This is a genomic window from Aquabacter sediminis, assembly GCF_028863665.1.
Lineage (GTDB): Bacteria > Pseudomonadota > Alphaproteobacteria > Rhizobiales > Xanthobacteraceae > L1I39.
In genome coordinates, this window is record NZ_JARBFX010000013.1 from 1 (window position 1) to 22,750 (window position 22,750).

The following is a 22,750-nucleotide window of genomic DNA, read 5'->3' on the forward strand; positions in this document are numbered from 1 at the left end:
CGTGAGAAGCATCCAGAGACGACGAACCAGCCGCTGAACTCGCGGCCGCAGCCCGTCGTTGATGGGCGGTTTATAGGGGGAGACCCTTTGCCGTGTCAACACCCTTCCAAAACGGACCTATTCAGTCCGATCCGGGCTGTGGATGACGCGCTGCAACGCACACGCAAAACCGTTGCACTGCAACAGTTCGTGCGGGTGATTTTTTCCACAGGGGCGTGATTCCTTCAAGCCTTTAAGGCCTGTCTCAGTGGCTCGGCCTGCATTTTTTTTGCGGCCAGCGCTCAACTGGCCGGCTGGGCGCGCCACTCTGCCCATCGGCAGCGGCCTGGCTGGCGCGCCGTTACTGCCGTGCTGCCCGTAGCCTCCACGCAACGGCGTGCCGTGCGGGCTTCCCGCACACGTGGCTGTGCGCCCGCACACCCGCGCGCCTTTGGATTTCGTTTCCCCTTGTGCGAGAGCGGCTTGCTGAGCGGTGGACAGCGGGCCGAAACGGCCTTCACTTTCCCAACCGCCATCGTTTTGCCTTCTCTTGCCCTTCACATCCGCACGCCCGATGCTGGAGCGTCGCGGCAAAGGCGTGGCTTGTTCCGGCGCAGGGCCGGAATGTCGCGCGGGACCGGGGTGAGGGTGCGCCGCCTGCGCGGGGCGAGACATAAGGGTTGCGAGTTGCAGCAGAGACGTTCTGCCGGTTCCTGGCGTGACGCGACGAGCGCTGTCGGGCTCGGCGATGAGCCCCCGCTTGGGGTCGGCGGCGGCGAGCAGCAGATCGATCGGCGGCGGGTTTCCGTGCGCTGGCTGGCCGCGACCCTGCTCACGGGCCTGTGCGGTTCCTTTCTCATGGGCGGCGCGGTCTATGCCGCGCTCGACGGCGACCACCGCTTTGCCCTGATGCCCGAGACCGTGCGCAACGCGCTGCGGAGCACGCTTGCAGCCGGCGAGCGCAGTTCGAATGCTGCCCGCAAGGGCGATCGCATGTCGCTGCTTTCCGATGCCTCCAGCGCCCGCCAGACCTTCCGCCTCTCCACCACAACGAAGGTGGGCGACAAGGAGATCATCAAGGTTCGCCCCTTCACGCGCGTGAACGCGAACCTCGCCATGACTGTCACCAGCGTGTCGAGCAACATTCCACGCTTCAACCCGGCCCAGATTGTCGCCCAGTCCGTGGACAACGAGCAGGCCGCGCCCCAGGCGGAGCCCACGGGCGAAGTCACCGTGGTGACGCGGGATCTGTCCGCCTTGCCTGGCAGCACCCATTTCGGCTCCGGCGTCTCTATGGACCAGGTGGTGGTGAAGGTGCGCGAGGTTGCGGAACTCGCTCGCCTCCAGCCGCCGATCGGGCTGCCCGCCGCCATTACCGGCGGCCCCCAGAAGCCGCCTTTGCCCGGCGCGGTGCTGGCCTATGCGACGCCTGGCCCCTATCCCGCACATTCTCTGCCGCCGACGGCCGCCGCGGCCCCGCCGCCGGAGCTGCCGGACAATGTCAGCTTCCTCGGCAAGACCAGCCCTGAGACCACCGGCGGCAATGACTGGACCGACCAGACCTTCGTGGTGAAGAAGGGAGACACCATTGTCTCCATTCTCACCGACAACGGGGTGGGCAAGGAAGAAGCCCGCGCGGTGGCCGCCGCCTTCCAGCGCGGCCGCGATGGCACCGTCAAGGACGGGCTGCGCATCCGCCTTCTGCTTCAGTCCGAGGACAAGGCGATCCACCCGCTGCGGGTGTCGCTGTTCAGCGATGCCGGCCATGAAGGCACGGTGGCCATGTCGGATACGGGCCGCTTCGTCTCCGTGGCCGAGCCCACCGAGACCGATGTGGCGGGCGTTTCCGAAGAGGCCGAAGGGGATGATGATGGTCCCGGCATCCGGCTTTATGAAAGCCTCTACGAAACCGCCCTGCGCAACGAAGTGCCTCGCTCCGTGATTGCCGATCTGGTGCGGGTCTATTCCTTCGATGTGGATTTCCAGCGCCGCGTGCGGGCGGGAGATGCATTCGAGGTGCTCTACACCGAGGAGAATGGCGAGCCGGAAGTGCTCTATGCCACTCTCACCACCGCGGGAGAGACCAAGCGTTACTACCGCTTCCAGACCGCCGATGACGGCCTCGTGGACTATTATGACGAGGACGGAAAGAGCGCGAAGAAGTTCCTGGTGCGCAAGCCCATGGCGGGCGGCATCATGCGCTCGCCCTTCGGCTATCGCCGCCATCCCATCCTCGGCTATTCCAAGCTGCACACGGGCGTCGACTGGTCGGACGCGGTGGGCACGCCCATTTTCGCCGCTGGCAACGGCACCATCATCTATTCCGACTGGAAGTCGGGCTATGGCCGCCACACCGAGATCCAGCACGCCAACGGCTATGTGACCACCTATTCCCACCAATCCGGCTTCGCCCGAGGCATCAAGGTGGGCACGCAGGTGCGCCAGGGCCAGGTGATCGGCTATCTCGGCTCCTCCGGCCTCTCCACCGGTCCGCATCTGCATTACGAAGTGAAGATCAACGGCTCGTTCGTGGATCCCATGCGCATCAAGCTGCCGCGTGGGCGCGCGCTGGATGGGCGCTTCCTGGCGGAGTTCCGCAAGGAGAAGGACCGGATCGAGGCGCTCCTGAGCCATGCCCCGGTTGCGCCGAAGGTGGCATCCGCCACCAGCACCGCCCCGCGCCGCTGATCTCGATCCCGCGCCGCCTCGCGTGCTGCGGCGCGCGGAAGTTGATAACAAAAGGGCCTCTCCCTCACGACGGGAGAGGCCCTTTTCTCATTGCTGTGGCCGATCCCGTCGGCTCCCGCGTGTCCCAGCTTTGGTTAGCGAAGGCGGCTATCCGCCCTTCGCCCCTTCCCCTCACGAGCCGCGGGTGGTGCCGCGGCTGGCATAGCGCTCGGCCCAATGGGCGAGGCGCACGAAGGGCAAGCCCAGCAGCAGGTAGACGGCGGCCACCAGGATGCCAGTGCCGAAATAGTCGTAATAGGTGGTGGAGATCATCTCGTAGGTCTTGGTCAGTTCCACCAGCGAGATGACCGACACCAGCGAGGAATCCTTGATCAGCGAGATGAAGTCGTTGGTGGTGGGCGGCAGCACGATGCGGGCCGCCTGCGGGATCACAACATGGCGCAGAGACTGGCGCTCCGTCATGTTGAGGGCCACCGCCGCCTCCATCTGGGTGCGGGGAATGGCCAGGAGGCCGGCGCGATAGTTTTCCGCCTCATAGGCCGCATAGTTGAAGCCGAGCGCCAGCACACCGGCCACGAACGGCTCAAGCTGCAGGCCGATCTTGGGCAGGCCGTAATAGATGAACAGCACCTGGATCAGCAGGGGGGTGCCGCGCACCACCTCGATATAGATCTGGGCGAGCCGATCCAGCACCGTGCCGCCATAGACCCGGCACAGGGCCAGCGTCGCGCCGAAGCCGACCGCGATGATCATGGCCAGGATGGAGATTTCCATGGTCATGACCGCGGCGCGGCCGAGCTGGGGCAGGAAGCGCATATAGCGTTCGAGCTGGGCCATCCAACCCTTCGGCTGGGTTTCGTCCACATAGCGGTTATAGGCGACGGGCTGCGCCTGCATGGGCCGGTCGTCGCCAGTCAGCTGAGCCATCATGGGCGTCCAGATGGCCCAGCGATCCAGGATCTGGCGCATGGAGCCGTCTTTCTGCATTTCGGAGAGCGCCTGGTTGATCTCGCCCAGGAGCTTGGGATCGGAACCCTTCTTCACCGCGATGCCATACTCGATCCGGCCCACCGGGCCGCCGGTAAACTGCAATTCGCTGTCGGGCTGCGCGTAATAGACCGCGATGGGAAAATCCATCACGGTCGCGTCGATGCGCTTGAGCTTGAGATCGGAATAGGCGTCGATCTCTTCCTCGTAGCTGCGCACGTCGATGCCACCGAACTGGCGCAGCACCCGCTCCATCTGGCCCGCCTTGAGGGTCCCGACCTTCTTGCCCCGGAGCGCGGCGAGATCGGCCAGTTCCGGATCGCCCTTGCGGATCACGATCTGGCCGTAGGTGACGTAATAGGGCACGGAGAAATCGGCCGCCGCCTGATGCTCAGGCGTGATTTCGAGGCCGTTGATCACCGCCGCGTAGAGGCCCGCATCAAGGCCCGGAATGAGGTTCGACCAGTCGTTCTGCACGAATTGTGGCGTGCGGCCCATCTTCGGAGCGAGGACATTCATGATGTCCACCTCGAAGCCCTCGATGAGGTTGGGGTCCGCCGGATCCGTGAAGGTATAGGGCGCGCCGGACGTGGCATCGCCGCCATATTTCAGGAGCGGCTTGGCCGGCGCTTGGGCGGGCGCTTGGGCGAGGGCCGGTCCGGCGGCGGCCAGAAAGACGAGCAGGGCAAGAAGAAGGCGCATGGCGGTCCCCGGGGCGAAGCGGCGGGCGGAATGCTGAAGGCGGAGAGACGGCCCGGCGCGGGCCGGCCGGCGTCACGCGAAGCGGCGCAGGAACTGGCGCGTGCGCGGATCCTTAGGGTTTTCGAAGATTTCGTCTTCGTCGGAGATCTCCACGATCTCCCCCTTCTCCATGAAGATGATGTAGTCGGACGCATCGCGCGCGAAGCGCATTTCGTGGGTGACGACGATCTGCGTCATTCCCTCGGCGTCCAGCTCCTTCATCACGTCCAGCACCTCGTCCACGAGGCCGGGATCGAGCGCGGAGGTGGGCTCGTCATACAGCATGACCTTGGGCGCCATGGCGAGCGCGCGGGCGATGGCGCCGCGCTGCTGCTGGCCGCCGGACAGGTTGATGGGATAGCGGTCCATCTGCTCGAACAAGCCCACCTTCTTCAGGAGGCGTTCGGCATTGGCGGCCGCTTCGTCCCGCCCGATGCCCTTCACCACCATGGGGGCCAGCATCACGTTCTGGTGCAAGGTCTTGTGGGGGAAGAGATTGAAGCTCTGGAACACCATGCCCACATTCTTGCGCAGGCGGTGGGCCGCTTCGGCGAAGCTCTCGGGGGTGACGGAGGGCTTCTTCTCCATCCGCACGCCGCAGGCTTCCACGGCGCCGGAATCGATGGTTTCAAGGCCGTTCAGGCAGCGCAGGAGGGTTGACTTGCCGCATCCGGAGGGACCGATCATCGAGACGAGATCGCCCTCCTCAATGTTGAAGCTCACCCCCTTGAGGATCTGAACGGCCCCGAACGATTTGCGTACGTCCTCGACCTTGAGGATCGGCTGCATCGTGATGTCCCCCCCGCGGCACACCCTGCCGCCAGTCTCCAACGTGCCTAAAGGTCACGTATGACATTGAGGTGACAGGATTTTCCGGAGGCACTTCCGCTTGGTCAGACGGGACGGACCTCGAACACGCAATGGTCGTAACCTTCGGCGGCGCACTGCACCTCCTCGGCCACCAGGTTGCGGGGCGTACCGTCCTGCTCGCACACGAATTCCATGGCGCCCTTCAGCCAGGGGGCGAACATGTAGCACAGCCGCCGCCCGGCCTTTCGGGTCTCGTCCGTGACGAAGGAGGAATGGTCCAGCCGGATGGTGGCGGTGCCGGCGGCCGGATCGGCGGCGACGATGGTAAAGCGGCCCCACCCCCGCTGGGACAGACGCTTCATATAGTGGGCGAACACATCGAGCCCGGAGAGGCCATAGACCTCGCTCTGCTTCTTGCACCACACATAGGCGGAGGTGCGGCCTGCCGGCGCAAGGGCGGCGTCGAGGCCCTCGGCCCCCAGCGCGGCTTCCAGGGCAAAATGGTTGTTGTTGTAGAAGTGCTGCGGCACCAGGATCATGGGCATCTTGTCCACGAACCATTGCCCGGTTGCCGGATCCACGTCGATTTCGATTTCGGGCTTCGCCATTCTCACGTCTCGCTTCAGAACTGGAAAGGCGCCCCATGCCGTCCCGCAAACGGGGCCGGGCGGCACGGGGCGGACCCCCGGACGCGCCGAAGGCACGCCGGGCCGGTGGTCACATCACGCGCGCCAGACATCCTTCAGCAGCTGCAGCCAGTTGCCGCCCATCACCTTCTCGATGCGCGCCTCGCTCCAGCCGCGCTTTTCCATGGCGGCGGTGAGGTTGGGGAAGTCGGCGATCTCGCGGAAGCCTTCCGGGTTGATGACGGTCCCGAAATCGGTGAGCTTGCGGCCGAAGCCCTTATCGTGGGTCAGCCAGTCGAAGAAGGGCTTGCCATAGCCCTGGGTGAAGTCGGTGCCGACGCCAACCTTGTCCTCGCCCACCAGGTTCATGACATATTCCATGGCCGCCACATAATCGTCCACGGTGGAATTCGGCCCCTTCTCCAGGAAGGGCGGGAACATGGTGACGCCGACAAAGCCGTCCTTTTCCGCGATGAAGCGAAGCTGCTCGTCGGACTTGTTGCGCGGATGCGCCTTCAGACCCGCCGGCAGGCAGTGGGAATAGGCGACGCGCTGCTTGGAGGCGACGATGGTGTCGTGGGAGGTCTTCGGCCCCACATGGGAAAGATCGCAGAGGATGCCGAGCCGGTTCATCTCGGCCACCACGTCGTGGCCATAGTCGGAAAGCCCGCTGTCGGTGCTCTCATAGCAGCCGGAACCGACGAAGTTCTGCGTGTTGTAGGTCATCTGGATGATGCGCACGCCGAGCTCGTGGAACAGTTCGAGATAGCCGATCTGATCTTCGATGCCCGTGGTGTTCTGCCAGCCCAGGATGATGCCGGTCTTGTTCTCGGCCTTGGCCTTGAGGATGTCCTGAGTTGTGTAGACCTGGGAGATGAGGTCCGCATGTTCGCGGAACCAGGTCTTCCACTTGACCACGTTGCGCATGGTCTCGGTGAAGCCTTCCCACACGCAGCAGGTGCAATTGGCGGCGGTGATGCCGCCCTTGCGCATCTCCTTGAAGATGTCCGGACCGAAATCGGAAATGATGAGGCCGTCAATGACGACGAGCCGATCGTGCAGGCTGCTCACGTTCTACTTCCTTCTGCGCGGGCCGGTCTGAGGCGGCCCTTTCCTTGAGGTGGGCGCCAGCCATGGCCGGCCCCCGGTCATGTCAAACCGGAACCAGGACGCCGGCTTCCACCTGCCAGCGGGCCGTGACGCGCTGGCCCTTCTCCAGGGCCGGCGGACCGCCCACGGCGGGGGCGGGGCGGCGGGCGATGAGGGTGAGGCCAGTGGCGGTCTTCAGGCGATAATCGATCACAAGGCCCCGATAGGTCGCGGCCTCGATTTCCACGTCCAGCCGGTTGGCGGCGTCACCATCGCCCGCCTCGCCGACAAGGTCGATGCGCTCGGGACGCAAGGCGAAGGCCAGCGCTGCGCCCGGCGCAGGTGGTTGCGGCACCGCGATCACCTCTCCGCCGCCCAGCCGGAACCGGCCATCGGCCGTAGTTTCGCCCTTGAAGAGATTGGTCACGCCCATGAACTGCGCCACGAAATGGGAGCGGGGGGTCTCGAACACCGTGTCCGGCGTGCCATCCTGCTCGATGCGCCCTGCTTGCATCACAACCACACGGTCCGCAACCGAGAGGGCCTCGTCCTGGTCATGGGTCACGAAGATGGTGGTGATGCCCAGCGAGCGCTGGATCTCTCGGATCTCGTCCTTCATCTCCGCCCGCAGCTGGGCATCAAGATTGGACAAGGGCTCATCCAGCAGCAGTACGTCCGGCTCGATCACCAGCGCGCGGGCCAGCGCCACGCGCTGCTGCTGCCCGCCCGACAATTGCTTGGGCAGGCGGGCCGCGAGATGACCAAGGCGCACCCGGTCGAGCGCCGCCTTCACCCGCGCTTCGCGCTCGGCCTTGACGATCTTTCGCATCTCCAGGCCGAAGGCCACGTTCTCCGCCACGCTCATGTGCGGAAAGAGTGCGTAGTTCTGGAAGCCGAAGCCCATATTGCGCTTGAAGGGCGGCAGGGCGGTCACATCCCGCCCGGCCACCAGGATGCGCCCCTCGGTGACCGGGATGAAGCCGCCGATCATGCGCAGCGTTGTGGTCTTGCCGCAGCCGGACGGCCCCAGCAGCGCCACCAACTCCCCTTCCTTGATGGCGAGGGAGACATGGTCAACCGCGACCATGGCCTCATACCGCTTCACCACCGATTGCAGCACCACGTCCGACATGGCTCGCCTCCCTCAGAAGGCCCGGCTGAGCCGGGCATAGCGGTCGCTGATGATCAGGAGCGCGCCGATGATGAGGATCTGCACGCTCGCGACCGCCGCGACCGTGGAATCCAGGTTCCATTCCAGATAATTGACCAAGGCGATCTGGAGCGTGGTTCGCCCCGGCCCCACCAGGAAGATGGACTTCTCCAGATCGATGAAGGAAATCACAAAGGAAAACAGCGCCGCCGCCACCACAGCCGGCTTGATGACCGGCAAAGTCACCCGCCGGAACACCGTGAAGGGCGAGGCGCCAAGGCTTGCGGCCGCTTCCTCGATGGACGCGTTCGCCCCCACCAGGGCCGCGGTCACGAGCCGCACCGTCCAGGGCAAGGCAATGAGGGTGTGGGCGATGAGAAGGCCAGGCAAGGTGCCGGCGATCTGCACGTCCAGCAGCACTTCGGCTTCCAGGTAGAAGATGAACAGCGCCGCGCCGCCCACGATGCCCGGCACGATCATGGGCGCCAGCAGGAGGGTCTGGATCGCCTCGCGGCCCGGAAAGACATGGCGCACCAAGGCCAGGCTCGCAGGAACGCCCAGCAGCAGCGAGAAGAAAGCGGCGCATGCGGCCGTTTGCACAGAGGTGATGAAGCCGTCCCGGAACGCATCCATGGACCAGGCCCGCGCATACCATGAAAGCGTATAGCCCTCTGGCGGGAAGGCCAGGATGCGGTTGGAGAAGAAGCTCACCCACACGATGGCCACCAGCGGCAGCAGGATGAAGGCCATCACCAGAGTGGAGAGCACTCCGTAGAGGCGTGCGACCTGAGCGGGATTCACGGGTGCGCCCTCCTCACTCGGACCAGCGGCGATAATGCCGCTGCACCAGCACATTCGCGGTGGTGGTGAGCACCAGCGTCACCGCCATGAGCACGAAGGCCAGCGCGGCGCCGAAGGGCCAGTTCATGACCTTGGCCACCTGCTGGTAGACGGTGGGCGCCATCATGTGGAATTGCGGCCCGCCGATGAGCACGGGGGTCGCATAGGCATTCATGGAGAGGATGAAGCACATCATCGTCCCCGCCAGGATGCCCGGCAAAGCCAGCGGCAGCACCACGCGCCAGAGCGTGGTGCCATGGCTCGCGCCTAGGGAGGACGCCGCATCCTCCAGGTTTCGGTCGATGCCCTCCAGAACGCTCTGCAGCGTCACGATCATGAAGGGGAGCAGCACCGAGACGAGGCCGATCACCACGGCGGTGGGCGTGTACATGATCCGCGCCGGTGGGACGCCCACGAGCGCAGTCAAAGCGTTGAACAGGCCCTTGTCACCCAGCACCACCATCCAGGCGGCGGTCCGCACCGCATTGCCCATGAGCAGGGGCAGGATGATGAGAATGAGCAGCACGCCCTTCCAGCGCTGGGACGCCTGACGCACCAGCACATAGGCCACCGGGAAGCCGAGGAGGAGACACAGGAAAGTGGAGAGCGCCGACACCCAGACCGTGGTGAACAGCACTTCCTGGTAGAAGGCGTCGGCAAAGAATTTCTGGTAGTTGGCGAGCGTCAGCGCCTCCACCATCAGCTGGCCCGGCACGAAGCGGTTCAGCGAGTAGCGGAACATCAGCACCAGCGGCCCGAGCAGCGCCAGAGCCACGAACAGGCTGGCCGGTCCTGCCAGCCCGAAGACCGGCGAGACCCGCCACCTTTTCCCACCGCCCCCGGACGGGGGACCGGCCACAACCGCCATCTCGCTCATCCCATCTTCCCAGCCATGGCCGTCCGGTTCGCGGACCCCGGCGCAGGCCTCGTCAGACGGGCTTGCGCCGGCGAGGCGTCAGCGCGTGATGCTCTTGTTCCAGAATTCCAGCCACTCGGATGTGTTCTGGGCCACATGGGCATAGTCGGGGAATTTCAGCGCGGCGGCCTGCTCGGGCGTGAAGTCGATCTTGGCCTTGAGCTCGGGGGAAAGGTCCGCCTTGCCGTTGGCGGGGGCGTAGAAGCTGGTGGAGGCCAGCTGGGCCATGGCCTTGGGGTCGAGCATGGCGTTGAAATAGATGGTGGAGAGATCCGGGCTGGGCGCGCGCTTGGGCAAGGCGGCGCCGAACATGACCGCGATGGCGCCTTCGGCGGGATACTGGATGGCCAGCGGCGAGCCGTCATTGGCCCATTGCAGGCCGCGCGCCTTGTAGTTCACCGCAATGTCCACCTCGCCATTGGCAAGGCCGGCGGCAAGTTGCTGGTGGGCAGCATAGATGCGCGGCTGGGTGAGCTCTTTGAGCTCCACGAGACGCTTCTTGCCCTCTTCCGTGTTGGTGACGGAACCGCCCTTGATGAGGCCGGCCATCATCACATAGTTGAAATAGAGCTGGTTGGTGAGGCCGAGCTTCCCGGCCCACTTCTTGTCCCAAAGCTCCGCATAGGACTTCGGAGGATTAGGCACCTTGTCCTTGTTGTAGATGATGACCACACCGCTATAGAGCCAAGGCACGAAATAGGGCTTGGTCTTCAGCGAAGGGACCACATCCGCATAATTGGGCACCTTCGCAAAGTCGATGTCGGCCAGCACGTCCTGGCTGAACATCTCATAGGCATCGCCCTCGTTGAGGTGGATCACGTCCACCGTGCCCCGCCGCAGGCGCTTCTCGGCCAGCAGCTTGGCCTTGCGCTCGGGCTCCATGCCGAGGTCGTTGACCACCTTGATGCCCTGGCTCTCCACCAGGGGGATCTCCACGAACTTGCGGGTGCGCTCGTTCCAGTCGCCGCCCCAGTTGGAGACGACGAGGGTCTTGTCCTGCGCGAGCGCGCCGCGCGGACCGGCCATGGCAAGGCCGGCGGCCCCCAGGCCCACGAGCACGGAACGGCGCGAAGGCGCGCCGAGAAGGCTGTCGATGGTCTTGGTCATGATCGCCTCTGGAGGTGTGTTTTTGTTTGGAAGGTGCGGTCTTTTTGATTCAAAGGCCGGCGCGGGCGCCGACACCTCAAGGCGCCCGCGGGACAGTCCCGTGGACGCCTTGAAATCCGGTCATGCGGCGGCGCGGGTGCCCACCTCGTCCAGATACTGGATGCAGCGGGACAGGGGCTCCACGTCGGCGAACTTGGCGTCGATGTCGAACAGGTTCCACGCCACCGCGCCGGGCACGCGGTCGCCGATGCACTCCTTCACCGCGATGGTGCGGAAGCCCTCGGCGAGACCGTCGCACAAGGTGGTGCGGACGCAGGCCGATGCGGTCACGCCGGTGACCAGGATGGTGTCCACGCCGTTGGCCCGGAGGAAGCCGGACAGGTAGGTGCCGGCAAAGGCAGACGCCCGCTTCTTGATGAGCACCTGTTCGCCGGGGATGGGCTCGATGCGGCTGTCGATGGCCCACAGGTCCGGCTTGTCGGCCGCGACCACCTCGACGGGGATCTTGCAGTGCCAGAGGCCCATGTCGGTGGCGGCGACGGTGGGGTCGGTCACCTGGTAGCAAGTGGTCACATGAACCACCGGATGGCCGTTGCGGCGGCAGGCGGCCAGCAGGGCCTGGACGCCGGGAATGATCTGCTCGTCGATATTCTCGCAGGTGAAGGGGTTGCCCGGACGGGTCCAGGCATTGGCGAGATCCACATTCACCAGGGCGGGACGCCGGCCGAAGCCCACGCGGCGCTGAAAGCCACGGGTCTGGTAAAGGGCGGTCGCCTTCTCGAACGCCGCATTGAGTGCCGCGTCCAATTCCTTGTCGAACGACATGGGTCCAATCCTTCCTTGGGGGACGCTTCCCTCCGCGGCGGGGAGCATGAGAGGCAGGATGGAGCCGGCAATCGAGAACGGGAAATTCTAATTTGACCTTTTTTCATTCCTCATTTGTTATGAATGGACCATGCGCTATGACCTCCGCCACATTCGCAGCTTCCTCGTCCTGGCCGAAGAACTGCACTTCAGCCGGGCAGCAAACCGCCTCAACATGACCCAGCCGGGCATGAGCCGCCTCATCAGCGAGTTGGAGCGGGAAGTGGGCGTGCCGCTGCTCCGGCGCACCACGCGCTCGGTGGAGCTGACGGATGCCGGCCGGGCTTTCCAAATCCATTGTCGCTCCGGCCTCGACCACCTGGAGCGGGCCGTCACCATTGCCCGGCGCACCGCCACCGGCCTCACGGGCACCTTGCGCATCGGCTACATGGACTTCGCCATCAATGGCCGGCTGCCGGAACTGCTGCGCGCCTTCAGCCGCTACCGGCCGGAAATCCGGCTCGAACTGTCCTTCGTCCCCACGCTGAAACAGCAGGAGGCGCTGCTGGCGGACCGCATCGACGTGGGCTTCATGATCGGCGCGTTCGAGAGCGAGACCATGGTCTCCTATCCCTTCGACAGCGACCGGCACGTGGCCCTCCTGCCGGTGACGCATCCCCTTTCCAACGTGCGGGCCCTGCGCCTCGCCGACCTTGCAGGCGAACCCTTCGTGTTGGGCACGGGCGAGAACTGGGGCGCCTATCGCCGCGACCTGTTCAACCTGTGTCACCGCCATGGCTTCCATCCCAACATCGTGCAGGAGGCGTCCTCTTCGGAAGGCATTTTCGGGCTGGTGGCGGCGGGCGTGGGCGTGAGCATCTATGCGAGCTGCGTGCGCAATCTCCAGCGGCGCGGCATCGTCATCCGCCCCCTCGACGACGTGCCCGACCCGATCCCCACTTGCGCGGTCTGGTCGACCCCCGTGCAGTCGCCGAGCGTGAAGGTGTTCACCGAATTTCTGGAGCGGGTCTGGGGTGGCAGCGGCTGAGAGCGGGCCGCAGCGCAAGCTCGAGGAAAGCGACATGCCGCAAAGAGAGGGCCTGATGCCCCGAATGCGAGCCCGGCCATGCAGCTTTCCATCAAGACCACACTGGTTTCCCTGTTCTGCGTCTTGAGCGCCATCATGGCGGCGCTCTGTTCCGTAGCGCTGTATAATTCCTACGGCACCTATGTGGCCGCCGATCGGGTGGAGGAGGACGTACGCATTGACCGCGACCTGTTCCGCGCCGTGTCCGTCTTCCGCTTCGAACGCGGCGGCTCCACCACGGGCTTGCTGGCCGCCGGGGACATTGGGGCCATTCGCACGCGCCTGTTGAAAGACCGAGCGGTGGTGGAAAGCTCCATGGCCGCCGCCCTCGCCGCCCTGGACCGGCAGGCGGGCGCCCCCCGGCGGGACTTGGTGGACAAGTTGAAGGCCCGCTATGGGGCGGTGGTCGCGGTGCGCAAGTTGGTGGACGAAAATCTGGCGCGCCCGCTCGAGCAGCGGGATCCGGAGGTCTATCGGCGCATTTCTTCCGACGGCCAGGCGCTGATCGACGCCCTCGAGGCCACCTCCAGCAGCATGGAGGCGGACATCCGCGCCTTGGACCCCGCCATGTCGCAATTGCTGCTGGCCCGCTCCATGGGTTGGGCGGCGCGCACCTTTGCCGGCCTATCCTCCCTTGCCCTGAACACCGCCCTCGCGGAGCGCCGTCCCTTCACACCGCAAGAGATCCGAACCGTCACCATCAATGATGCCCAGGCCGATTTCGCCTGGAAGACCGTCCAGGAAATCGTGACGGCAGACAACACGCCGCTCACCCTCAAGGCCGCCGTGGCCAACGCGCAGGCCGAGTTCTTCTCCGGCGCCTTCGATGCCATGCGCGATGCGGAGATCAAGCGGCTGAGCGCGGGCGAGGCTCCCACCCTGACCATCGCCGCCTGGCGCGACATCAACACGCCTAAACTCACCACAATCGCCGACGTGGCCAGCGCTGCCCTCGACGCCTTGCTGTCGCAGGCCGAGACGGCACAGGCCAGCGCCAAGATGGCGTTCCTCACCTATGGCGCCGTGCTGGTCGTCAGCCTCGCCATCGCCCTGTTCGGCCTTGCGGTGGTGATCGGCCGCGTGGTGCGCCCCGTCTCGGCCCTCACCCGCACCATGACCGAACTGGCCGGCGGCGATTACACCGTCGCCGTGCCCGGCACCGGCCGGCGCGACGAGGTTGGCTCCATGGCCAACGCGTTGCTGGTGTTCAAGGACCAGCTGCTGCGCAATGCCGAGCTGGAGCGCGAGAACGAGCATGCCCGCCGTTCGGCGGAAGACGAGCGCCGCAGCAGCATGCTGGCGCTGGCCGACCGGTTCCAGGGCGAGGTGGGCGGCATCATCAGCAACGTCTCCACCGCCTCCAGTGAATTGCACAAGACGGCGGAGCGCATGACCACCGTCGCCCAGCTCACCTCCAGCCGGTCCACCTCCGTGGCCGCCGCCGCCACCCAGGCCTCCAGCAATGTGGTGGTGGTGGCGAGCGCCGCCGAAGAGATGGGCGCGTCCGTGGACGAGATCGCCCGCCAGGTGCGCAAGTCCACCGAACTGTCCGCCAGCGCCGTGGCCGAGGCTGCCAAGACCGGCGAAGTGATCCGCCATCTCTCAAGCGCCGCAGCCCGGATCGGCGACTTCATCGGCCTCATCTCCACCATCGCGTCCCAAACCAATCTGCTCGCACTGAACGCCACCATCGAGGCGGCGCGCGCAGGCGAGGCGGGCAAGGGTTTTGCGGTTGTGGCGGCAGAGGTGAAGGAACTGGCCTCCCAGACCGCCAAGGCGACGGAGGAGATCGAGACCCAGATCGGCGAGATCCAGGCCGCCACCCAGCAGGCGGTGAGCGTGATCGAGGGTGTCAGCACGCAGATCGGCATGATGCGCGACTTCGCACAGGAGATTTCCACCGCCGTGGAGCAGCAGGGCGTCGCCACCCGCGAAATCGTGCACAATGTGGATCAGGCTGCCACCGGCACCAACTCCGTGAGCGGCCTCATCACCGACGTGGCGAAGAATGCCGATGAGGCGGGCGCTGCCGCCGGCATGGTGCTGGGCGCGGCGGGGGCGCTTTCCGAACAGACCCGCCGCCTGGAGCAGCAGATGGCGGCCTTCCTCGCCACCGTCCGGGCCGCCTGACGGGCGGTTCCTTCGCGGACCGCGCGGCTCAGTCGAAGACGCGGCGGTCCGCATTCTCCCGCGCTGTGCCGCCGGTGGCGGCGCCGGCGGCCAGATGCCCTTTTCGAAAAGCGGCCGGCGTCTGGCCATGACTGGCCTTGAACGCCCGGCCGAAATGGGAGGCATCGGCAAAGCCCAGTTCCGCCGCCACCTGGGCGACGGACAGGCTGGTGTTCTGCAGCATCCAGCGCCCGTGGCGCAGACGCAGGGCCAAATAGGCCGCCTGGGGGCTCTCGCCCATGGCCTCTCCGAACAGGCGTTCCAGTTGTCGCGCGCCAAGTCCCAGGCGGCCGGCAATGTCCGCGATGGGCAGCGGCTCGGCCAGGTTCTGCTCCATCAGCAGCAAGGCGCGCGAGACCCGGCTGTCGTCGCTTGGCACGGTGCCGAGCGGCACGGGCTGGGCACTCTCTTCCGAGCGGGGGCGGTCGATGAGAAGGATGTTCAGCGCCTTCTGCGCCGCCGCCGCGCCCAGATGGTCCTGCACCAGCCGCGCGGCAAGATCGGCCACCCCGGTGCCGCCCGGACAGGTGATGCGGTCGCCATCCCGCACGAACAGACGGTCCGCCACCGGCACGAGGGCCGGGAACTCCTCCAGGAAGTCCCGGTAATGATACCAGCTGACGCAGCATTTGCGGCCCGCCATGAGGCCGAGGCGGCACAGCACGAAGCTGCCCGTGCACACCCCCACCAGCTTCACCCCCGCCTGTGCGGCGCGGGCGAGATAGGCGCCGATTTCCGGCGGCAAGGGCGGCATGCCATGGAGGAGACCGCCCACCACCACCACATAGTCGAACGCTGAGGGATCCGTGAGATCGGAGGTCGGCTGGATCTCGATGCCGCAGGACGAGCGGGCGGGCAGCCGGCGCGGGCTCATGACCTGCCAGGCGCATTCGATAGGGCGCGAGCGGTCGCCCTCGTCGGCGGCGAGGCGCAGCACGTCCACGAACGTGGAGAAGGCGGTGAGGGTGAAGTTGTGCATCAGCACGAAGCCCACCCTGAGCTTGGCGCGGGGGATGGCGCGGGAGATTGCCCCTCCCCTTGCCGGCTGAGAATGTCGCATTTGTTCCAAACCATAGTCGCGCCGATGCAAGATGGAAAGGCGCCTCAGGCCCATTGTGCGCTCACACTCGATCCGGCCGAGGTGGCTGATGCGTTCCTTTTCCCTGTTCTCGCTCCTGAAGGAGACGGCCAACGCCCATAAGGGCTGGACGCCCCAATGGCGCGATCCCGAGCCCAAGGCGCAGTATGACGCCATCATCGTGGGCGGCGGCGGCCATGGCCTCGGCGCGGCCTATTACCTGGCCAAGGAACACGGCCTGACCAATGTGGCGGTGCTGGAAAAGGGGTGGATCGGCGGCGGCAATTCGGGCCGCAACACCACCATCATCCGCTCCAACTATCTCTATGACGAAAGCGCCGCGCTCTACGAGCATGCCTTGAAGCTGTGGGAGGGCCTCTCCGAGGACCTCAACTACAACGTCATGTATTCCGCCCGCGGCGTGCTCATGCTGGCCCATACCCAGCACGACGTGCAGAGCTTCAAGCGGCACGTCTATTCCAACCGTCTCAACGGCATCGACAATGAGTGGCTCACCCGGGAGCAGGTGAAGGAATTCTGCCCGCCGCTCAACATCTCCCCCGACATCCGCTACCCCATCGTGGGCGGCGCGCTCCAGCGGCGGGGCGGCTCGGCGCGGCACGATGCGGTGGTGTGGGGCTATGCCCGCGGCGCCGATGCGCGCGGGGTGGACATCATCCAGAATTGCGAGGTCACCGGCATCCTGCGTGGCCCCGATGGCGCCGTGACCGGGGTGGAGACCACGCGCGGCACCATCCGCTCCAAGCGCGTGGGCGTCTCGGCGGCGGGCCATACCAGCGTCCTCATGGCCATGGCGGGCGTGCGCATGCCGCTGGAGAGCTTCCCGTTGCAGGCGCTGGTGTCCGAGCCGGTGAAGCCGTGCTTTCCCTGCGTCGTCATGTCGAACGCGGTGCACGCCTACATCTCCCAGTCCGACAAGGGCGAGCTGGTGATCGGCGCCGGCACGGACCAGTACACCTCCTATTCCCAGCAGGGCGGCCTGCACATCACCACCCACACGCTCGACGCCATCGTGGAACTGCTGCCGCAGTTCACGCGCATGAAAATGCTGCGCTCCTGGGGCGGCATCGTGGACGTGACGCCGGATCGCTCGCCCATCATCGGGCTGACCCCGGTGCCCGGTCTCTATGTGAATTGCGGCTGGGGCACGGGCGGGTTCAAGGCGACGCCGGGCTCGGCCCATGTGTTCGCCCACACCATCGCCACCGGCGCGCCCCACCCCATCAATGCCCCCTTCACCCTGGACCGGTTCCGCACCGGCCGCCTCATCGACGAGGCGGCGGCGGCGGCTGTGGCCCATTGAGGCTTTGCCATGCTGCTCGTGACCTGCCCTTATTGCGGCCCCCGCCCGGAAATCGAATTTCGCTGCGGCGGCGAGGCCCATATCGCCCGACCCGCCGACCCGTCCGCGCTCGATGACGCGGCCTGGGCGGAATATCTCTATGTGCGCAGCAATCCCAAGGGCCGCCATGCGGAGCGCTGGCTCCACATCCACGGCTGCGGGCGCTGGTTCAATGCGCTGCGCGACACCTATTCGGATGCCTTCATCGCCACCTATCCCATGGGCACGCCGCGCCCGGACCTGACCGAGGGGACGAAGTGATGGCCGAGACCAATCGCCTGCCCGCCGGCGGCCGCATCGACCGCACCCGCAGGATCCACCTCACCTTCAACGGCACCGCGCTGGACGCACGCCCCGGCGACACCGTGGCGTCCGCGCTGATCGCCAATGGCGTGAAGCTGGTGGGTCGCTCGTTCAAGTATCACCGCCCGCGCGGCATCCTCTCCCACGGCTCCGACGAGCCGAACGCGCTTTTGAACGTGAGCCGAGGGCCTGGCCGCGCCGATCCCAACAACCGCGCCACGGTGGTGGAAGCCACCGAAGGCCTTGCCCTCTCCACGCAGAACCACTGGCCGTCGCTGGAAACCGACATCGGCGCGGTGAACGATGTGTTGGCGCCCATCTTCGTGGCGGGATTCTACTACAAGACCTTCATGTGGCCGGCCAAGGCCTGGCACAAGCTCTATGAGCCCGTCATCCGCGCCGCCGCCGGCCTTGGCGTCGCACCCACCGAGCCGGATCCGGATCGCTATGTCCACCGCAACGCCCATTGCGACGTGCTGGTGGTCGGCGCCGGTCCCGCCGGCCTTGCCGCCGCTCTGGCCGCCTCAGAAGGCGGCAAGCGCGTCATCCTCGCCGACGAGCAGGCGGAGATGGGCGGCACGCTGTTGCACGATCTGACGTCCACCATAGATGGGGTGCCCGCCTCGGCTTTCGTCGCGCAGGCTCTTGCCGCCCTGGCGGCCCGCGAAAATGTGGTGCTCCTGCCGCGCACCACGGCATTCGGCTATTACAACCACAATCATGTGGTGCTGACCGAACGCGTCACAGATGCGCTCGCCAAGCCCGCCGCCAACCTGCCGCGCGAGCGGCTGTGGCAGGTGCGCGCCAAGGAGGTGGTGATCGCCACCGGCTCCCACGAGCGCCCGCTCGCCTTCGCCGACAATGACCGCCCCGGCATCATGCTGGCGGAAAGCATCCGGGTGTTCGTGAACCGCTATGCCGCCCTGCCCGGCCGGCGCCTCGTCATCGCCACCACGGGGGCGTCCGCCTATCAGGCCGCGCTGGATTGCAAGGCAGCCGGGCTCGACGTCACCGTGGTCGATCTGCGGGCTGAAGAGGCCTGCGGCCCCGAATTGTCGGCCGCCCGCGCTGCCGGTGTTGAGGTGCTGACCTCCCACACCGTGGTCGGCTCCACCGGCCGCAAGGCGGTTACGGGGCTGATCGTGGCGCCGGTCTCCAGCGGCACGGTGGGCGCGCGGCGCACGCTCGCCTGCGATGGCGTGGGCATGTCGGGCGGCTGGACGCCGGCCGTCCATCTGTTCTCCCAGTCACGCGGCAAGCTCGCCTTTGACCCGGCGCTTGACGCCTTTCTGCCCGGCACGCCGGTCCAGGCCAACCGTTCGGCCGGCGCCTGCCGGGGGCTCTATGACCTTTCCGCCTGCCTCGCCGATGGCTGGGCGGCAGGAGCACAATCCGCCGGCCATTCGGGAACCCGAGCGTTTTCCGCCCCCGCCTCCTTCACCGGCTTCCAGCCGGTGCGGGTGATGCCCACAGACGCCGAGCCCCGCAAGGTCCGCGCCTTCATCGACTTCCAGAACGACGTCACCGCCAAGGACGTGGAGCTCGCCGTGCAGGAGGGCTTCAAGAGCGTCGAGCATGTGAAGCGCTACACCACCACGGGCATGGCGACCGACCAAGGCAAGAGCTCGAACATGAATGCCCTGGGCATCATTTCGCAGACGCTCGGGAAAGACGTGCCGCAGGTGGGCACCACCACCTTCCGCCCGCCTTATACGCCGGTCACCTTCGGCGCCATCGTCGGCCAGTCGCGCGGCACCCTGTTCGATCCCATCCGCACCGCCCCGCTCCATGACTGGGCGGTGGAGCACGGGGCGCGGTTCGAGAACGTGGCCCTGTGGCGCCGCGCCTGGTACTTCGCCAAGCCCGGCGAGGACATGCATGCGGCCGTGCGGCGGGAATGCCGGGCGGTGCGCGAGGGAGTCGGCATCTTCGATGCGTCCACGCTGGGCAAGATCGAGGTGGTGGGGCCGGATGCGGCCGAGTTCATGAACCGCATCTATCCCAATGCCTGGCTGAAGCTGGAGCCGGGAAAGTGCCGCTATGGCCTGATGCTGAAGGAAGACGGCTTCGTCTTCGATGACGGCGTGGTCGCCCGCATGGCGCCCGACCGCTTCCATGTCACCACCACCACCGGCGGGGCGCCCCGCGTGCTCTCGCATATGGAGGATTATCTCCAGACCGAGTGGCCTGACCTGAAGGTGTATCTCACCTCCACCACCGAGCAGTGGGCGGTGATCGCCCTCCAGGGGCCCAAGGCCCGCGAGGTGCTGGCGCCGCTGGTCGATGATATCGACCTCTCGCCCGAAGCCTTCCCGCACATGAGTGTGCGCACCGGCCACATTCTGGGCGTCCCGACACGTCTCTTCCGCGTCTCCTTCACGGGCGAACTGGGCTTTGAGATCAATGTGCCCTCAGACCATGCCCGCGCGGTGTGGGAAGCCCTGTGGGAGAAGGGGCAGGCCTATGGCATTACCCCCTACGGCACCGAAACCATGCACGTGCTGCGCGCGGAACGCGGCTTCATCATTGTCGGTCAGGACACGGACGGCACGGTGACGCCGGACGATCTCGGCCTCGGCGGCATGGTGTCGAAGGTGAAGCCGGATTTCGTCGGCAAGCGCTCCTTGGTGCGCCCTGACATGCTCCGCGCCGACCGCAAGCAATTGGTGGGACTGCTCACCGATGATCCCAAGATCGTCTTGGACGAAGGCGCCCAGATCGTCGAGGACACCAACCAGCCTTTGCCCATGACCATGATCGGCCATGTCACCTCGTCCTATTGGAGCGATGCCTGCGGGCGATCCATCGCGCTGGCGCTCGTCTCCGGCGGGCGGGCGCGCATGGGCACGCGCCTCCATGTCACCACGCCAGAGGGCTTTGCCGCCGTGAAGGTGGTGGAGCCGGTCTTTTTCGATGCCAAGGGCACGCGCGTGAACGGCGCGCCGCAGCCCGCAGCCGCCGCGTGAGGAGCTGAAACAATGGCCTCCATCTCCTCCCCCGCCGCCCGTACGCCCGCCCTCGCGCCCGGACGGCTCGCCTTGCTCGCCGCGGCGAGCATCGCCCCCCTGCCCCCGGCGGCGCGTTACGTGCTGCGTCTCGATCCGACGCGGGCCGCATCCATCGGCAGCGCCGGCGGCTTCGACCTCTCCGGCCCGATCAATTCCTGCCGGTCCACCGATACGGGCCTTGCCGCCCGCCTTGGCCCCGACGAGTGGCTGCTCATCGCGCGCGACGCGGACGAGGCCGCCGGCCGCGCGGTCGCCGGCGCCTTGGCTGGTACCCACCATTCCCTGGTGGAGGCGGGCCATCGCAATGTGGGCATAGCGGTTGCGGGAGCGCAGGCAGCGACCGTCCTGAATGCCGGCTGCGCCCTCGATTTGTCGGACGCTGCCTTTCCGGCGGGATCGGCCACCCGCACCTTGCTGGGCAAGGCGGAAATCGTGCTGCTCCGTCCGGGCACCGAGCACATCTATCGCGTGGAGTGCTGGCGTTCCTTCGCGACCTATGTGCACGGTTTCCTCACTGAGGCCGCATTGGAATTCCAGGCGACCTGACCGCCTTCTTCTCTCCCCGCCCGGAAACGCCATGATCTCCGTGTTCGACCTGTTCAAGATCGGCATCGGCCCCTCCTCCTCCCATACGGTGGGGCCCATGGTGGCCGGGCGGCGCTTCCGCGAGGCGATGCCGGAGGGCACGGCGCGGGTAAAGGCGGAGCTGTTCGGCTCTCTGGCCTGGACCGGAAAGGGCCATGCCTCCGACCAGGCCATCTGCCTCGGCCTTCTGGGCTGCGCGCCGGCAACGCTTGATCCGGACGCGGTGCCGGCGCTGGTGGCGCGGCTCGATATCGAGAAGTCCTTCGCCCTGCCCGGCGGCCGGCGTATCGCGTTCAACCCAGAGAAGGATCTTGTCTTCGACTTCGAGACCCTGATGCCCTTCCACACCAATGCCATGCGCTTTCGCGCCCTCGACGAGGCCGGGGAGGTGCTGGAGGAGCACGTCTATTATTCCATCGGCGGCGGCTTTGTGGTGCGCGAAGGCGAGAGCGTGGAGGCAGAGGCGACGCCCGTCCCCTATCCCTTCGCCAATTCCCGCACGCTTCTCACCCGCTGCGCCCAGACCGACCTCACCCCGGCGGATCTGCAGATGGCCAATGAATGCGCCCTGCGCCCCCGCGCTGAGGTGGAAGAGCGTCTCGATGCCCTCGCCACCACCATGTTCGCCTGCATCGATCGCGGGCTTGCCCGCGACGGCGTGCTGCCCGGCCGGCTGAAGGTGCGCCGACGGGCCAAGTCCATCCGCGAACGGCTGGAGGCGGATGCGGGTGGCAATGCGCGGGCTCCGCACGAGGTGATGGACTGGGTCTCGGTCTTCGCCATCGCGGTGAACGAGGAAAATGCCTCCGGCGGGCGCGTGGTGACCGCCCCCACCAACGGGGCGGCCGGCATCGTGCCGGCGGTGCTGCGCTATGCACGAGATTTCTGCCCCGGCGTCGGCCCGGCACAAATCCGGGCCTTCCTTTTGACCGCCGCCGCCATCGGCGCGCTCATCAAGACCAATGCGTCCATTTCCGGTGCGGAGGTGGGTTGCCAGGGCGAGGTGGGGTCCGCCGCCTCCATGGCGGCGGCCGGCCTTGCAGCGGCGCTCGGCGCCAGCCCGGCCCAGATCGAGAATGCGGCCGAGATCGCCATGGAGCATCATCTGGGCATGACCTGCGATCCCATTGGCGGGCTGGTGCAGATCCCCTGCATCGAGCGCAATGCCTTCGGCGCCAACAAGGCCATCGCCGCCGCCTCTCTCGCCATGCGGGGCGACGGCACTCATTTCGTGTCGCTGGACCAGGTCATCGAGACCATGCGCCAGACCGGCCTCGACATGCAGTCCAAGTACAAGGAGACGTCCCAGGGCGGTCTCGCCGTGAACGTCCCCGAATGCTGACAGGAAGAGCCGGACCCGGCTCTCCTTAAGGGGGCAGCGGCACAGCCGCGCCCCGCTTTCCCGCTACACCCGATCCAA

Annotated in this window: 19 protein-coding genes; 9 read left to right on the forward strand and 10 right to left on the reverse strand. The window is 66.5% G+C overall.

Going from position 1 to position 22,750, the window contains the following annotated elements; genetic code table 11:
- The coding region (locus PV781_RS20650) for a hypothetical protein (protein WP_274777511.1) at positions 1-219 on the forward strand (219 nt) is incomplete at its 5' end.
- A 447-nt stretch (positions 220-666) separates the two neighbouring features.
- Positions 667-2,667 carry a M23 family metallopeptidase gene (locus PV781_RS20655; protein WP_274777512.1) on the forward strand — a complete coding sequence of 667 codons (2,001 nt, stop codon included), beginning with the start codon at positions 667-669 and terminating at the stop codon, positions 2,665-2,667.
- A 171-nt stretch (positions 2,668-2,838) separates the two neighbouring features.
- On the opposite strand, the gene PV781_RS20660 is transcribed toward PV781_RS20655, so the two are convergent.
- The 9 genes from PV781_RS20660 to PV781_RS20700 form a co-directional block, all read right to left on the reverse strand.
- Positions 2,839-4,356 carry an ABC transporter substrate-binding protein/permease gene (locus tag PV781_RS20660; RefSeq protein ID WP_274777513.1) on the reverse strand — a complete coding sequence of 506 codons (1,518 nt, stop codon included), beginning with the start codon at positions 4,354-4,356 and terminating at the stop codon, positions 2,839-2,841.
- 72 nt (positions 4,357-4,428) lie between these two features.
- Entirely contained in the window at positions 4,429-5,184 is a 756-nt protein-coding gene (locus PV781_RS20665; protein WP_274777514.1) for an amino acid ABC transporter ATP-binding protein, read from the reverse strand.
- A gap of 104 nt (positions 5,185-5,288) precedes the next feature.
- On the reverse strand, positions 5,289-5,813 hold the full coding sequence (locus tag PV781_RS20670) for a 4-vinyl reductase (RefSeq protein ID WP_274777515.1): 525 nt from the start codon (positions 5,811-5,813) through the stop codon (positions 5,289-5,291).
- Positions 5,814-5,927: 114 nt separating this feature from the next.
- Complete coding sequence (locus PV781_RS20675; protein WP_274777516.1) at positions 5,928-6,902, reverse strand: dipeptidase; 975 nt, start codon at positions 6,900-6,902, stop codon at positions 5,928-5,930.
- A gap of 82 nt (positions 6,903-6,984) precedes the next feature.
- Positions 6,985-8,052 carry an ABC transporter ATP-binding protein gene (locus tag PV781_RS20680; RefSeq protein WP_274777517.1) on the reverse strand — a complete coding sequence of 356 codons (1,068 nt, stop codon included), beginning with the start codon at positions 8,050-8,052 and terminating at the stop codon, positions 6,985-6,987.
- A gap of 12 nt (positions 8,053-8,064) precedes the next feature.
- Positions 8,065-8,871, reverse strand: a complete 807-nt coding sequence (locus tag PV781_RS20685) for an ABC transporter permease (RefSeq protein ID WP_274777518.1) — start codon at positions 8,869-8,871, stop codon at positions 8,065-8,067.
- A gap of 13 nt (positions 8,872-8,884) precedes the next feature.
- Positions 8,885-9,787, reverse strand: coding sequence for an ABC transporter permease (locus tag PV781_RS20690; RefSeq protein WP_274777519.1), 903 nt, complete (start codon positions 9,785-9,787; stop codon positions 8,885-8,887).
- Between the two features lie 78 nt (positions 9,788-9,865).
- On the reverse strand, positions 9,866-10,933 hold the full coding sequence (locus PV781_RS20695) for an ABC transporter substrate-binding protein (protein ID WP_274777520.1): 1,068 nt from the start codon (positions 10,931-10,933) through the stop codon (positions 9,866-9,868).
- A 120-nt stretch (positions 10,934-11,053) separates the two neighbouring features.
- A complete protein-coding gene (locus PV781_RS20700) occupies positions 11,054-11,758 on the reverse strand; it encodes an isochorismatase family protein (RefSeq protein ID WP_274777521.1) in 705 nt (234 codons plus the stop codon).
- A gap of 130 nt (positions 11,759-11,888) precedes the next feature.
- Between PV781_RS20700 and PV781_RS20705 the strand changes: the two genes are divergently transcribed.
- Together PV781_RS20705 and PV781_RS20710 are read left to right on the forward strand one after the other, a co-directional pair.
- Positions 11,889-12,785, forward strand: coding sequence for a LysR family transcriptional regulator (locus tag PV781_RS20705; protein WP_274777522.1), 897 nt, complete (start codon positions 11,889-11,891; stop codon positions 12,783-12,785).
- A 78-nt stretch (positions 12,786-12,863) separates the two neighbouring features.
- Positions 12,864-14,954, forward strand: a complete 2,091-nt coding sequence (locus tag PV781_RS20710; protein ID WP_274777523.1) for a methyl-accepting chemotaxis protein — start codon at positions 12,864-12,866, stop codon at positions 14,952-14,954.
- Positions 14,955-14,982: 28 nt separating this feature from the next.
- Here PV781_RS20710 and PV781_RS20715 read toward each other — a convergent pair whose 3' ends face one another.
- Positions 14,983-16,053, reverse strand: coding sequence for a GlxA family transcriptional regulator (locus tag PV781_RS20715; RefSeq protein ID WP_274777524.1), 1,071 nt, complete (start codon positions 16,051-16,053; stop codon positions 14,983-14,985).
- Between the two features lie 88 nt (positions 16,054-16,141).
- Between PV781_RS20715 and PV781_RS20720 the strand changes: the two genes are divergently transcribed.
- From PV781_RS20720 to PV781_RS20740, 5 genes are read left to right on the forward strand one after another with little or no spacing between them, the layout of a single operon-like run.
- On the forward strand, positions 16,142-17,395 hold the full coding sequence (locus PV781_RS20720; protein WP_209103230.1) for a sarcosine oxidase subunit beta family protein: 1,254 nt from the start codon (positions 16,142-16,144) through the stop codon (positions 17,393-17,395).
- A 9-nt stretch (positions 17,396-17,404) separates the two neighbouring features.
- A complete protein-coding gene (locus PV781_RS20725) occupies positions 17,405-17,695 on the forward strand; it encodes a sarcosine oxidase subunit delta (RefSeq protein WP_274777525.1) in 291 nt (96 codons plus the stop codon).
- Entirely contained in the window at positions 17,695-20,703 is a 3,009-nt protein-coding gene (locus tag PV781_RS20730) for a sarcosine oxidase subunit alpha family protein (protein ID WP_274777526.1), read from the forward strand. Before PV781_RS20725 ends, PV781_RS20730 begins: the two co-directional genes overlap by 1 nt.
- 12 nt (positions 20,704-20,715) lie before the next feature.
- Positions 20,716-21,291: a sarcosine oxidase subunit gamma gene (locus PV781_RS20735; protein WP_274777527.1), complete on the forward strand. Its 576-nt coding sequence runs from the start codon at positions 20,716-20,718 to the stop codon at positions 21,289-21,291.
- A gap of 31 nt (positions 21,292-21,322) precedes the next feature.
- Entirely contained in the window at positions 21,323-22,672 is a 1,350-nt protein-coding gene (locus PV781_RS20740) for an L-serine ammonia-lyase (protein WP_274777528.1), read from the forward strand.
- The last annotated feature ends 78 nt before the right edge of the window (positions 22,673-22,750 follow it).

Excerpts from the sequence above, each read along its gene's own strand:
- PV781_RS20660 (WP_274777513.1), bottom strand. The coding sequence starts at position 4,356 with ATGCGCCTTCTTCTTGCCCTGCTCGTCTTTCTGGCCGCCGCCGGACCG.
- PV781_RS20665 (WP_274777514.1), bottom strand. The coding sequence starts at position 5,184 with ATGCAGCCGATCCTCAAGGTCGAGGACGTACGCAAATCGTTCGGGGCC.
- PV781_RS20670 (WP_274777515.1), bottom strand. The coding sequence starts at position 5,813 with ATGGCGAAGCCCGAAATCGAAATCGACGTGGATCCGGCAACCGGGCAA.
- PV781_RS20680 (WP_274777517.1), bottom strand. The coding sequence starts at position 8,052 with ATGTCGGACGTGGTGCTGCAATCGGTGGTGAAGCGGTATGAGGCCATG.
- PV781_RS20690 (WP_274777519.1), bottom strand. The coding sequence starts at position 9,787 with ATGAGCGAGATGGCGGTTGTGGCCGGTCCCCCGTCCGGGGGCGGTGGG.
- PV781_RS20695 (WP_274777520.1), bottom strand. The coding sequence starts at position 10,933 with ATGACCAAGACCATCGACAGCCTTCTCGGCGCGCCTTCGCGCCGTTCC.
- PV781_RS20700 (WP_274777521.1), bottom strand. The coding sequence starts at position 11,758 with ATGTCGTTCGACAAGGAATTGGACGCGGCACTCAATGCGGCGTTCGAG.
- PV781_RS20705 (WP_274777522.1), top strand. The coding sequence starts at position 11,889 with ATGCGCTATGACCTCCGCCACATTCGCAGCTTCCTCGTCCTGGCCGAA.
- PV781_RS20710 (WP_274777523.1), top strand. The coding sequence starts at position 12,864 with ATGCAGCTTTCCATCAAGACCACACTGGTTTCCCTGTTCTGCGTCTTG.
- PV781_RS20715 (WP_274777524.1), bottom strand. The coding sequence starts at position 16,053 with ATGCGACATTCTCAGCCGGCAAGGGGAGGGGCAATCTCCCGCGCCATC.
- PV781_RS20720 (WP_209103230.1), top strand. The coding sequence starts at position 16,142 with ATGCGTTCCTTTTCCCTGTTCTCGCTCCTGAAGGAGACGGCCAACGCC.
- PV781_RS20725 (WP_274777525.1), top strand. The coding sequence starts at position 17,405 with ATGCTGCTCGTGACCTGCCCTTATTGCGGCCCCCGCCCGGAAATCGAA.
- PV781_RS20730 (WP_274777526.1), top strand. The coding sequence starts at position 17,695 with ATGGCCGAGACCAATCGCCTGCCCGCCGGCGGCCGCATCGACCGCACC.
- PV781_RS20735 (WP_274777527.1), top strand. The coding sequence starts at position 20,716 with ATGGCCTCCATCTCCTCCCCCGCCGCCCGTACGCCCGCCCTCGCGCCC.
- PV781_RS20740 (WP_274777528.1), top strand. The coding sequence starts at position 21,323 with ATGATCTCCGTGTTCGACCTGTTCAAGATCGGCATCGGCCCCTCCTCC.